Source organism: Arthrobacter nitrophenolicus (genome assembly GCF_000332815.1).
Lineage (GTDB): Bacteria > Actinomycetota > Actinomycetes > Actinomycetales > Micrococcaceae > Arthrobacter > Arthrobacter nitrophenolicus.
Genome location: NZ_AOFD01000018.1, coordinates 64667 through 76634, shown reverse-complemented (window position 1 = coordinate 76634; position 11968 = coordinate 64667). Strand labels below are relative to the sequence as shown.

Annotated in this window: 8 protein-coding genes and 3 pseudogenes; 3 read left to right on the top strand and 8 right to left on the bottom strand. The window is 65.9% G+C overall.

Annotated elements, in window-relative coordinates; genetic code table 11:
* Positions 1–38: 38 nt before the first annotated feature.
* The 6 genes and pseudogenes from G205_RS08730 to G205_RS08705 all read right to left on the bottom strand — a co-directional run bounded on the left by G205_RS08730 (position 39) and on the right by G205_RS08705 (position 5134).
* Positions 39–371, bottom strand: a complete 333-nt coding sequence (locus G205_RS08730) for a metal-sulfur cluster assembly factor (protein ID WP_009357674.1) — start codon at positions 369–371, stop codon at positions 39–41.
* Between the two features lie 13 nt (positions 372–384).
* Positions 385–1176 carry a Fe-S cluster assembly ATPase SufC gene (sufC, locus tag G205_RS08725; RefSeq protein ID WP_009357673.1) on the bottom strand — a complete coding sequence of 264 codons (792 nt, stop codon included), beginning with the start codon at positions 1174–1176 and terminating at the stop codon, positions 385–387.
* 44 nt (positions 1177–1220) lie between these two features.
* Positions 1221–1577, bottom strand: a complete 357-nt coding sequence (locus G205_RS08720) for a non-heme iron oxygenase ferredoxin subunit (RefSeq protein WP_009357672.1) — start codon at positions 1575–1577, stop codon at positions 1221–1223.
* Between the two features lie 20 nt (positions 1578–1597).
* On the bottom strand, positions 1598–2839 hold the full coding sequence (gene sufD / locus G205_RS08715; protein WP_009357671.1) for a Fe-S cluster assembly protein SufD: 1242 nt from the start codon (positions 2837–2839) through the stop codon (positions 1598–1600).
* A pseudogene (gene sufB, locus G205_RS08710) lies at positions 2839–4301 on the bottom strand (Fe-S cluster assembly protein SufB). Before sufB ends, sufD begins: the two are co-directional and overlap by 1 nt.
* Positions 4301–5134: a helix-turn-helix transcriptional regulator gene (locus G205_RS08705; RefSeq protein WP_035752554.1), complete on the bottom strand. Its 834-nt coding sequence runs from the start codon at positions 5132–5134 to the stop codon at positions 4301–4303. Before G205_RS08705 ends, sufB begins: the two are co-directional and overlap by 1 nt.
* A 116-nt stretch (positions 5135–5250) precedes the next feature.
* Between G205_RS08705 and G205_RS08700 the strand changes: the two genes are divergently transcribed.
* The 3 genes and pseudogenes from G205_RS08700 to G205_RS08690 all read left to right on the top strand — a co-directional run bounded on the left by G205_RS08700 (position 5251) and on the right by G205_RS08690 (position 7955).
* Positions 5251–6219: an ABC transporter ATP-binding protein gene (locus G205_RS08700; protein WP_009357669.1), complete on the top strand. Its 969-nt coding sequence runs from the start codon at positions 5251–5253 to the stop codon at positions 6217–6219.
* Entirely contained in the window at positions 6216–7004 is a 789-nt protein-coding gene (locus tag G205_RS08695) for an ABC transporter permease (protein ID WP_009357668.1), read from the top strand. Before G205_RS08700 ends, G205_RS08695 begins: the two co-directional genes overlap by 4 nt.
* Positions 7005–7011: 7 nt before the next feature.
* Positions 7012–7955 (top strand): annotated as a pseudogene (locus tag G205_RS08690) (COX15/CtaA family protein).
* Positions 7956–8037: 82 nt separating this feature from the next.
* Here the strand turns inward: G205_RS08690 and G205_RS08685 are convergent.
* A pseudogene (locus G205_RS08685) lies at positions 8038–10339 on the bottom strand (SulP family inorganic anion transporter).
* Between the two features lie 309 nt (positions 10340–10648).
* Positions 10649–11611: a heme o synthase gene (locus G205_RS08680; protein ID WP_009357667.1), complete on the bottom strand. Its 963-nt coding sequence runs from the start codon at positions 11609–11611 to the stop codon at positions 10649–10651.
* Positions 11612–11968: the final 357 nt, after the last annotated feature.

Genomic DNA, 11968 nt, shown 5'->3' with positions numbered 1-11968 from the left:
TTCGCCGAGAAGGTGGCCGGGCCGTCGTCGTACTTTGTTCAGATGTTGAAGCCGAGGGCCCGCATCTGGTCCTTGCCGTCGTCGGTGATCCGTTCCGGACCCCATGGCGGCATCCACACCCAGTTCAGGCGCCAGTCGTCAACAACACCGTCCAGGGCCTTGCCCACCTGCTCCTCGAGCACGTCGGTGAGGGGGCAGGCGGCGGTGGTGAGGGTCATGTCGATCAGCAGCGCGCCGTCGTCATCGGAGTACTTCAGCCCGTAGAGCAGGCCAAGGTCCACCACGTTGACCCCGAGCTCGGGATCAATGACGTCCTTCAGCGCCTCTTCGACATCCTCCAGGGCCGTACGGCCCGGCGTGATTTCGGTCATGGCAGAGTCCTAACTAGGCCTGTACCGCTGCGGGAGCGGCGACGGCGGGGCCGGCGCCCTTGGCGTAGCGGTCGTAGCCTTCTTCTTCCAGGCGGTCGGCCAGTTCGGGGCCGCCCTCCTCGACAACCTGGCCGTCGACGAACACGTGCACGAAGTCAGGCTTGATGTAGCGCAGGATGCGGGTGTAGTGCGTGATGAGCAGGGTGCCCATGTTGCCCTCTGCGTGGGCGCGGTTGACGCCCTCGGACACAACCTTCAGCGCGTCAACGTCCAGGCCGGAATCGGTCTCGTCCAGAACAGCGAACTTCGGCTTGAAGAGTTCCAGCTGCAGGATCTCCACGCGCTTCTTCTCACCGCCGGAGAAGCCCTCATTGACGTTGCGCTGGGCGAAGTCGGCGTCGATGCGCAGCTTCTCCATGGCATCCTTGACGTCCTTGGTCCAGGTGCGCAGCTTGGGAGCTTCGCCGTCAATTGCGGTCTTGGCGGTGCGCAGGAAGTTCGTCATGGTCACGCCGGGAACCTCCACCGGGTACTGCATGGCCAGGAAGACGCCGGCGCGGGCACGCTCGTCAACGCTCATCTCCGTGACGTCTTCGCCGTCGAGGGTGATGGAGCCGCTGGTGACGGTGTAGCGCGGGTGGCCTGCGATGGTGGAGGCCAGCGTGGACTTGCCGGAGCCGTTGGGGCCCATGATGGCGTGGGTCTCACCGGTGCGGATGGTCAGGCTGACGCCCTTCAGGATCTCCTTGGTGCCCTGCTCCGTCTCAATGCTGACGTGCAGGTCCTTGATCTCAAGAGTTGACATGCTCTTCTTTCTTGTTCGTTCGTAAGTCTTGTGCTGCAGGGCGCTCAGTAGTTGTCTACTGCCGCGCCGTTCAAAACGTTGGTGACATCCACGTAGACGTCGTCGCCGTCGAGTTCGACGGCGAACACGGGAACGGGATCGTAGGCGGGGAGTTGGAGGGGCTGGCCGCTGCGCAGGTCGAACTGTGAGCCGTGCCCCCAGCACTCAATCGCGCAGCCTTCCACGTCCCCTTCGGAGAGCGAGATGTCGGCGTGCGAGCAGGTGTCCCCGATGGCGTGGATATCACCCATCGAATCCCGCACCACGGCTACCGGGTAGTCGTCGATCAGGATGCGCAGCGCCTGCTTGACCTGGATGTCATTGGCGTTGCAAACCAGCTCGCCCTTGGGCTTCCCACTCATGCGTCCCTGCCTGTCTCTCGTCAGTTGTCAGTTGCCGCGAGTTCGCGTTCCACGGCCTCGGTCAGTCGGTCTTCAAGCGCCGGAACGTTGATCTTCTGGATGATCTCGTTCAGGAACCCGCGGACCACCAGGCGGCGGGCAACGTCTTCCGGAATGCCGCGTGCCATCAGGTAGAACAGGTGCTCGTCGTCGAAGCGGCCGGTGGCGCTGGCGTGGCCCGCGCCTTCGATCAGGCCGGTCTCGATCTCGAGGTTCGGCACGGAGTCCGCGCGGCAGCCGTCGGTCAGGACCAGGTTCTGGTTCTTTTCGTAGGAGTCGGTGCCTTCGGCCTGCTTCTGGATGAGGACGTCGCCAACCCAGACGGTGTGCGCACCCTTGCCCTGCAGCGCGCCCTTGTACAGGACGTTGGACTTGCAGTTGGGCATGTTGTGGTCCACGAACGAGCGGTGCTCCAGGTGCTGCCCTGCGTCGGCAAAGTACAGGCCGAGGAGTTCCGCCTCGGCCCCTTCGCCGGAGAACCGGACGTTGGAGTTCAGCCGGACGATCTTGCCGCCGAGGGTCACGGCGATGTGCTTGTAGACGGCGTCCTTGGCCACCTCGGCGTCGTGCTGGGCCAGGTGCTTCGCGTCGTCTTCCCACAGCTGGACGGAAACAACGGTCAGCTGGGCGCCGCCGCGGACGAAGACCTCAACGTTGCCGTTGTGGTCGGCTGAGCCGTCGTGCTCCAGGATGACCACGGCGCGGCTGTTCTCGCCGGCCTCGATCACGTGGTGTGAGTTGGAGCGGCGGCCTGCACCGTTGCCGGACAGGACCACGCGGACCGGCTCGTCCAGTTCTGCGTTGGCCGGGATCTGGATGTGCAGTGCGTCGTCCGTGTTGGCGGAAGCCACGACGGCGGCACGGTCAGCGGGGACCAGGGTGGCGCCGCGGGGGGCCTCGCCGGCGTGCAGCGTGCGCTGGACGACGGCGGCAGGCGCCTCGATGGCGACGTTCAGGACGCCGGCGTCGCTGGGTGCGTCGGAGAGGAGGTTGGCCAGTTCACGCACGGGGGTGAAGCGCCATTCCTCTTCCCGGCCGTTGGGCAGGGCGAAGTCGGCGACGTCGTGGCTGGTCAGGCGCTCCGCGCGCGAGGCCATGACCTGCACGCCGTGGCTGTGGTGGCGGTCAACCTTGGCGGGAACGAGCTGTTCGCCTTCCTCGGTGAAACCTTCGATCGACGGTGCGCCGATGCGCGCCTTTTCGGTTGTAGCTTCGGCAGTCATTAACCGACGGATCCTTCCATCTGGAGTTCGATGAGGCGGTTCAGCTCGAGGGCGTATTCCATGGGGAGCTCACGGGCGATCGGCTCAATGAAGCCGCGCACGATCATGGCCATGGCCTCGTCCTCGGGCATGCCGCGGGACATGAGGTAGAACAGCTGCTCCTCGCTGACGCGGGAGACGGTTGCCTCGTGTCCCAGCTGCACATCGTCCTCGCGGATGTCGATGTACGGGTAGGTGTCAGAGCGTGAAATGGTGTCCACGAGCAGGGCATCACAGCGCACGGTGTTGGCCGAGTGCTTGGCGCCTTCGCGGACCTGCACCAGGCCGCGGTAGGCTGCACGGCCGCCGCCGCGGGCCACCGACTTGGAGATGATGGAGCTCTTGGTGTTCGGCGCGATGTGGACCATCTTGGAGCCGGTGTCCTGGTGCTGGCCTTCACCGGCAAACGCGATGGAGAGGGTCTCGCCCTTGGCGTGCTCGCCCACCAGGTAGACAGCCGGGTACTTCATGGTGACCTTGGAGCCGATGTTGCCGTCGACCCATTCCATGGTGGCGCCCTCTTCGCAGACGGCGCGCTTGGTCACCAGGTTGTACACGTTGTTGGACCAGTTTTGGATGGTGGTGTACCGGACGCGGGCACCCTTCTTGACAATGATTTCCACCACGGCGGAGTGCAGCGAGTCCGAGGTGTAGATTGGCGCCGTGCAGCCTTCGATGTAGTGGACGTAGGAGTCCTCGTCGGCGATGATCAGGGTCCGCTCGAACTGGCCCATGTTCTCGGTGTTGATGCGGAAGTACGCCTGCAGCGGGATGTCCACGTGGACGCCCTTGGGGACGTAGACGAAGGACCCGCCCGACCATACGGCGGTGTTCAGTGACGCGAACTTGTTGTCACCCACCGGAATCACGGTGCCGAAGTACTCCTGGAAGATCTCCGGGTGTTCCTTCAGGCGGTGTCGGTGTCCAGGAAGATGACGCCCTGGGCCTCGAGGTCTTCGCGGATCTGGTGGTAGACAACCTCGGACTCGTACTGTGCGGCAACACCGGACACGAGGCGGCTGCGCTCCGCTTCCGGGATACCCAGCTTCTCGTACGTGTTCCGGATGTCCTCGGGCAGGTCTTCCCAGGTGGCTGCCTGCTTCTCCGTGGACCGGACGAAGTACTTGATGTTGTCGAAGTCGATGCCGGAGAGGTCCGCACCCCAGGTGGGCATGGGCTTGCGGTCGAAGTACTTCAGGCCCTTGAGGCGCAGGTCGAGCATCCAGTCCGGTTCGCTCTTCTTGGCCGAAATGTCCCGGACTACTTCTTCGTCAAGCCCACGGCGTGCGTTGGCGCCAACGTCGTTCTTGTCAGCCCAGCCGTACTCGTAGTTGCCGATACCGTGGAGCTCGGGATTCTTTTCCAGAATTTCCGAGATCACAGTGTTTTCGGCTACCGCTTTCTCTGATAGTTGGTCCGTCATCACGGCCTTTCTTGCTGATGGTTGATTTCTTCGTTCAGGCGGGCGGGGGCTGCCGGAGGCCTTGTGGGCTCCTGGACAGACGGCCTGCCTGTAGGAATGTGGGTGGTGCAGACGTGCCCCCCGCGGGAGAGCGTGGAGAGCCTGCGCACGTCGACGCCCACCAGCCGCGAAAACACTTCCGTTTCCACGTCGCAGAACACTGGGAACCGGGCGGCGAGCTGCTGGATCGGGCAGTGGCCCTGGCACAGCTGCACGCTGGACAGCGCAGCCGGGAGGGGCGCCTTGGCCTCGATGGTTGCGGTGGAGGAGACGAAGTTGTCACGGGTCAGGGCGTCCGAGAGGGCCTTGGCGCGGGCGCTGATGTCCGGACCGGCCTTTTCGATCTCCGGCGCGTACCGCCGTTCCATATCCGAGAAACGCTCGACGGCGAACGCCCGGACGGCGTCGGGTCCGGCAACCTTCTGCAGCTGCTGGAGGGCGAGGGCGGCGATATCCAGGTAGTCGTTGCCGAGGCTCGACTGGCCCTGGGAGCTGAGGACGTACCGCCTGGCGGGCCGGCCTGCGCCGGCGCCGGACTTGGCAACCCTCTTGACTTCAATGACGCCCTCGCGGGATAAATGGTCCAGGTGGCGTCGCACTGCCGCCGGGGTGAATCCGAGCAGGTCGCCGAGTTCGGCGGCGCTGACAGGTCCGTTTTCGAGGACCGCCGCAAGCACGCGGTCGCGGGTACGCTCATCCGCATCAGCCACCGGACCGGTAGCCATCCGGCTCCGGTCTGCGGGAGCCTGGGAGGCTCCGTGCCCGGCAAAAGGCACAGCAGTAGCATTGCTCATGGAATACACAACACAATCATGGCGTAATTTAGTCCCCCGCTCCAGTAAGGGCAGGCTGACCTCAGCCCGGGCCCCGGCAGGGCGGCAGCCAGTACTACTTCCCGTAGAATACTGGGGTGCGTTCCCCCCAATCCCCGGTTCTGTCCATCAGCGGGCTCGTTAAGGATGTTGGTCCGCTGCCCAGCCTGGACGGAAAAATGCTCCGGGTGGTCAGCGGCGTTTCACTGCTCGCCGAACGGGGACAAGTCACCGCACTGCTCGGCGCCAACGGGGCAGGAAAAACCACCACCCTTGAATGCGCCCAGGGCCTGCAGAAGCGCAGCGGCGGCAGCATCTCGCTGCTCGGGCACGATCCCGCCGCGGCAGGCGCGGCACTGCGGTCCCGCGTTGGCGTGATGCTCCAGGATGGCGGGCTCCCGCCGTCGGCACGCCCGATCCCCCTGCTTCGCCACATCGCCGGACTGTACGCCCGGCCCTGGCCCGTGGATGAGCTGGTGCAGCGCCTTGGCATCGACACGTTCAGCCGCACTACGGTCCGCAGGCTGTCCGGTGGGCAAAAGCAGCGACTGGCCCTCGCGGCCGCCCTCATCGGCAGGCCCGAAGTTCTCTTCCTCGACGAGCCCAGCGCGGGCCTGGACCCGCAGTCCAGGCAGCTGGTGTTCGACCTCATCTCTGAGCTCCGCGACGCGGGCATGGGAATCATCCTCACCACACACCTGATGGATGACGCCCAGCGCCTTGCCGACTACGTCTACATCATCGACGGCGGCCGGAACGTCGCCGAGGGAACCGTGCAGGAACTGCTGCAGCGCGCCCCGGGGGTGGAGGCAGGCACCGAGCACATCCGGACTCTGGTTTTTGAAGCACCTCCCGGGCTTGACCTTTCCGCTGTCCTGCCGGCCGGCATCGACGTGACGGAGGCCCGGGCCGGAAGCTACTGCGTCACGGGCGCATTGGCACCTCAGCATCTCGCCGCCCTCGCCGCGTGGTGGGAAGCGCATGACATCATGCCGGGTTCGATGAGCCTGCAGGCGCGTAGCCTTGAAGACGTCTTTCTGGATATTTCGGGAAAGGACATCCGATGACCCGGAACCCCGCCGAGGCAGTCCTGGACGGACCCGCCTGCCGGCAGGAGCCGGCCAGCCTGCTGCGGCGCGTCCTGCTGCAGGGCAAGTACGAGTCGCTGGCCATGCTCCGGAACGGGGAACAGCTGATCCTTGCCGTAGTGCTGCCGCTGCTGGCCCTCGTCGGCCTGACCGTGACGCCGTTTCTGGACGGCATGGGCGACAGCCGGATCAACGTGGCTGTTCCAGGCATCCTGGCCCTGTGCGCCATGTCCACGGCCTTCACCGGGCAGGGCATCGCCACCGGCTTCGACCGCCGCTATGGCGTCCTCCGCTTCCTGTCCACCACTCCCCTGGGCCGCGGTGGACTCATTGCCGGGAAGGCACTTTCCGTTCTGGCGGTACTGTGCCTGCAGGTTGCAGTGGTCAGTGCCGTGGCGCTGGCGCTTGGCTGGCAGCCGCCGGCCGCGGGCTGGCTTCCCGGGCTGGCGCTGCTGGCACTGGGCGCGGCCGCCTTCACTGCCCTGGGCCTGCTGGTGGCGGGAACCGTCCGGCCGGAGGCCACGCTTGCCATCACCAACCTGCTGTGGATCCTCCTCGGCGCGCTGGGCGGCATCGTCCTGCCGGCAGAAAAGCTCCCGGCAGGCGGCCAGTCGCTGGTCGGGTTCCTTCCGTCGGGCGCTCTGGGCGAATCCCTGCGCCAGGCATTCCTTGGCGGCGGGCTGAACGCCGGCGCCGCCCTCATACTGTTGCTATGGACGCTTGTCGCCGGAGCAGCAGCCATCCGTTGGTTCAAGTGGAATTGAGAGAATCGTGAGCACGGCTTCACGCCTACCCCAACTGGCCGGCCGCCTGGCATCGAGGCTGCCCCGCACCGTGGACGCCCGGGTGCGCCGCCTCGCCGTCGCCTCCCTGATCGGGCAGACACTGCTGGTGGTCACAGGCGGTGCCGTCCGGCTGACAGCTTCCGGCCTGGGATGCCCGACGTGGCCGCGCTGCACGGAAACGTCGCTGGTCAACACCCCGGAAATGGGCATCCACGGCTTCATCGAGTTCGGCAACCGCTCCTCACCTTTGCGCTGGCCGCCGTCGCCGCCCTCATGCTCGTGTATCTGTGGAACCTTCGCAAGGAACGCAGGGACCTCTTCCTCCTCGCCCTCGGCCTCCTGGCCAGCATCCCGGCCCAGGCAGTGATCGGCGGGATCACCGTCCTGACCAACCTCAACCCCTGGGTGGTGGGCCTGCACTTCCTGGTGTCGATGGCCCTGGTGGTGTTTGCCACCCTGCTGGTGAACCGGGCGTTTGGCAGGACCGGCAGGTTCATGGCCTACCGGCACCGCGCCCTGCCGGGCATCATGCGCCCGGTGACGTCCGCCGTCGCGCTTTTTTCCGCCCTCGCCGTGATGCTCGGCGTGGTGGTGACCGGCGCCGGTCCGCATGCCGGCGACGCCGACGCACCGCGGAACGGCCTTGACTGGGACCTGTTCTCCCATATCCACGCCGTTCCCGCCTACCTCATTACCGCGGGTACCGTTGTGGCCCTGGCGCTGGTGTTCATGCGCGGCATCACCGGTCCGTTCCGGACTGCCGTGCTGGGACTCCTGGGCGTGACGGTGCTGCAGGCCGTCATCGGCTTCACCCAGTACTACAACGGCATTCCGGTGCTGCTGGTGGCCGCCCACATGCTCGGGGCCGCATTGCTCATGGCCGCAGCCACGAACGCCTGGGACATCGCCCGGTCCAGCCCGGTGGAGTAGGACTTCAGGCCAAAGTCGGCGAAGCGCCCCGGTTCCGAGGAACCGGGGCGCTTCTCTTCATGGACCGGCTAATCCACCTGGGTCAACGCACCGGCCCGGCGTTTGCCAGCTCCGCTGCACGGGCAGCATCCAGGTACTCGATCCCGGCCGTGGTGACCAGCAGCACCCGCGCTGTCGCAATGTCGTAGAACAGGCCTGTTGCCTGCACGGCGCCCCGTGCAAGGGCGGGACCGATCACCGGGTGGGTTTCCAGCTTGGCAAGCTGCACCGCCACGTTGACCATCCCCAGCTGGTCCACCTCGCCGTAGCCGGCCTCGGCCGCAGCCACCGCCACCGGGTGGCCTGCCCGCAGCTCCTGGTAGCTTGGCCGCGCATGTTCCAGCCAGGCGTCAAACCCGGCTCCGAGGGACGTGGCCGCGTTGCCGCCGGCGTCTGCGATGACGGCCTTCATGGCCCCGCAGTTCGAATGCCCGCAGACCACGATTGATTCTACGCCCAGGCCTTTGACGGCGAAGGCCAGCGGAATCGATCGAGGCATCCTGGCCTTCGTGGCACACAACGTTGCCAATGTTCCGCAGCGTCAGCAGGTCGCCCGGGCCGCTGCTGGTGATCAGGTTGGGGTTCACGCGCGAATCAACGCAGGCGATGAACAGCGCGTCCGGGTTTTGGCCGTCCGCAAGGTCCTGCACCATGGGCCGGACCTTGTCCGCAAAGCGGCGGTGGTACTTGTTGATCCCCATCAGCAGCGAACGCCGCGGGTCCCGTCCGGCGTCCTGTGCCGGCCCGCCCGCCTGCCAGGAGTTCCTGGGCGGCAGCGGGAGTTCGCTGGCTTCCTGGCGCTTGGGGGCCTGGTCTGCCGCGTCGCGGAACAGGCTGTTGCCGTGTTCCTCCACCTGGACGGTGCCCCCGGCTGCCTCGTACTGGCGGCGCCAGGCGAGCACTGCCTCACGGAAGGCATGGTCCAGGTAGTCGGCGTTCAGTTCCACCACGACGTCCAAGCGCTCCGGAACCGAATGCAGCACCCGGTTCAGCCGCGGCAGGGCGAAGAAGCTGCACGACCCGTTGATGGTGATCCGCCACAGGACCGACGGCGGCACCGGCTGGTGCGCCTGGACGGACGCGCGCAGCACCCGCCACAGCACGCTGGCAGCGGCCAGCGCCAGCCCGATGAGGACGCCCTCCAGCAGGTTCAGGAAGACGACGCAGAGCAGCGTGACGGAGTAGATCAGGAAATCCCCGGTGCGGAGGCTGGTGCGGATATCCGCCACCTTGATCAGCCGGGCTCCGATCACCACGAGCAGTCCGGCGAGGACAGCCATGGGTATGAGCTGGATGAGGCCGGCGAAGAGGGCCGAGAAGGTCAGGACCCAGACACCGTGCAGGACCGCCGAGGTCCGTGTGGCGGCACCGGCTTCCACGTTGGTGGCGCTGCGGACGATGACGCCCGTGACGGGAAGTCCGCCCAGGGAACCGGAGACAATGTTGGCGGCTCCCTGGCCCATCAGTTCCCGGTTCAGGTTGGTACGCGGTCCTGTCTGCATCTTGTCGACGGCGACGGCGGACAGCAGCGATTCGATGCTGGCGATCAGGGCCATCGAGAGCACGGCAAACGCGACGGCACGCCAGTTGCCGTCCGGCAGCTGCGGCAGCGCAACGGCGTCGACAATCGAACCGGACAAGGAGATGCGCTCAACGGCGGGCGCAAACGCAACGGACAGGGCGGTTCCGGCGGCGACGGCGGCCAGCGGTCCCGGAATCCGCCGCACTGCCGGCGGCAGGTGCTTCCAGACCAGCAGGATGGCCACGACGGCGAGGCCCAGCAATGCGGCATGGAGTTCAAGGTTGGTGATGGCCGCCGGAAGGGCAGTCAGGTTCTCCAGGGCCGAACCGGCCGCCCGGGAGCCGAGCAGGACGTGGATCTGCTGGAGGATGATGGTGATGCCGATTCCGGCGAGCATCGCCTTCACCACCACCGGCGAGACGGCAAGGGCCGCCCTGCCGACGCGGCTGATGCCCAGCAGGAGCTGGAGGACTCCTGCCGCGGCCGTGATGGCGCAGGTTACCTGCCAGCCGAATTCCTGGACCAGCCCCGCCACGATGATCGTCAGTCCGGCGGCGGGCCCGCTCACCTGCAGGGGCGAGCCGCCCAGGCTGCCGGCCACGATGCCACCCACGGCGGCTGCAATGAGGCCGGCCATGATCGGGGCTCCGGACGCGGCAGCAATGCCGAGGCTAAGAGGCAGGGCCACGAGGAACACCACCAGCGACGCCGGTACGTCGGCGCGCAGGTGTGCCAGGAAAGCCGGTTTTTTGAATCTTCGGGACGCGCCTGGTCCGGGCGGACTGTGGCTCGGAACGGTTGATGGACCGGATGCCTGTGCCATGGATCTTCCTTTGCTCGCGGGCAGGATCGATCCCAGCGTAGGCAGAATGTCACGCTTGCTGACTCGGAAAGTGATCAACATGACAAATCTGTCAATAACCTGCGCAGCGCGAAGCGCAAGCGGTAACGGATTGCCTGGATGTCCCGGGACGCTCGCTCACTTTTGGTGGCCAAACCCGAAACGCCAGCTCACATGATGCTGCTTTAACCGAACGCCCGCTCACCTATTTGCCTATCCGGCATGACGAGTGAGCGGGCGTTGGCGTTGGGGCCGCCATAAGTGCGCGGGCGTTGAGGAGGGCGGGGCTGCTTAGCCGGCTGCCATGACCGCGGGGCCTACGAACGGATCCACGGCCAGGGCGATGAACAGCAGGGTGAGATAGCTGATGGAACCGTGGAAGACCTTCATGGCCCGCTTTCCGGAGATCTCTTCGCGCTGGGCCTGGCTGTACAGGGAGTGCGATTCGTACAGGAACCACGCGCCGGCCAGGGTGGCTGTTGCGGTGTAGACCCACCCGGCGCCGCCGGCCGGGACCAGGAGGAGCGAGCAGGCCACCATGGCCCATGCGTAGAGGACCACCTGCACGGAGACCACCTTGGCACCCGCGATGGCACCCAGCATGGGCACGTTGGCGTTGCGGTAGTCCTCGCCGTACTTCATGGACAGCGGCCAGTAGTGCGGCGGCGTCCAGAGGAAGATCACCATGAAGAGGATGATGGCGGGCCATTCCACGGTGTTGGTGACTGCCGCCCAGGCAATGAGCACGGGGAAGCAGCCTGCGGCCCCGCCCCAGACAATGTTCTGGGCGGTGCGGCGCTTGAGGATGATGGTGTAGATCACCACGTAGAAGAAGATGGCGCCCAGGCCCAGCCAGGCGGACAGCGGATTGGCACCGAACCAGAGGATGGCGATGGCCGCCGCTCCCAGGACCCACGAAAACACGAGTGCCTCGCGCGGCGTGACCTCGCCGGTCACGAGCGGACGGTTTTCGGTGCGGTGCATCAGTTTGTCGATGTCCCGGTCGATGTAGCAGTTGAACGCGCCGGCGCTGCCTGCCGCGAACGCGCCGCCCACCAGGGTGGCCAGGATCAGCCCGATGGAGGGGAAGCCGCGCTCCGCATAGATCATGGTGGGCAGCGTGCTGACCAGCAGCAGTTCGATAACCCGGGGTTTGGTGAGGGCGAGATACGCCTTGGCTTTACGGGCAAACCCGGCACCTGATGCCCGGGATGCGTTCAGCGGCGTATCTGTTGTGCTCACGGTGGCAGTCACCCGTTCTGTGTGGCAGTTGTGTCTGGCGGTGCAGCTACGGACGGCTGGAAAGGTCCGCTGCCCGGCATTGGCCTCCGAATATCATACCGTGCCGCCACCCTCCCACCTGCCCCCTGATATGCGCACTTGATCGCTCGGGTGCCAATTCGAGCAGATTAACTCAAGCTCACTTAAGGCTGATTCATAAAAGGGGAAATTGCGTCCAAATCCTGAGATTTGCGCCGCCCGGAGTATGGAATAGAGCTAAGCTGTCACCAGATCAGCACGCAGCAGGAAAGCGGTGGAAAACGCATTCCCATAGCTGGCCAGTGGCTGAGTGAGAGATCAACGTTTCGATGGTGAACGGCTGGTACACAC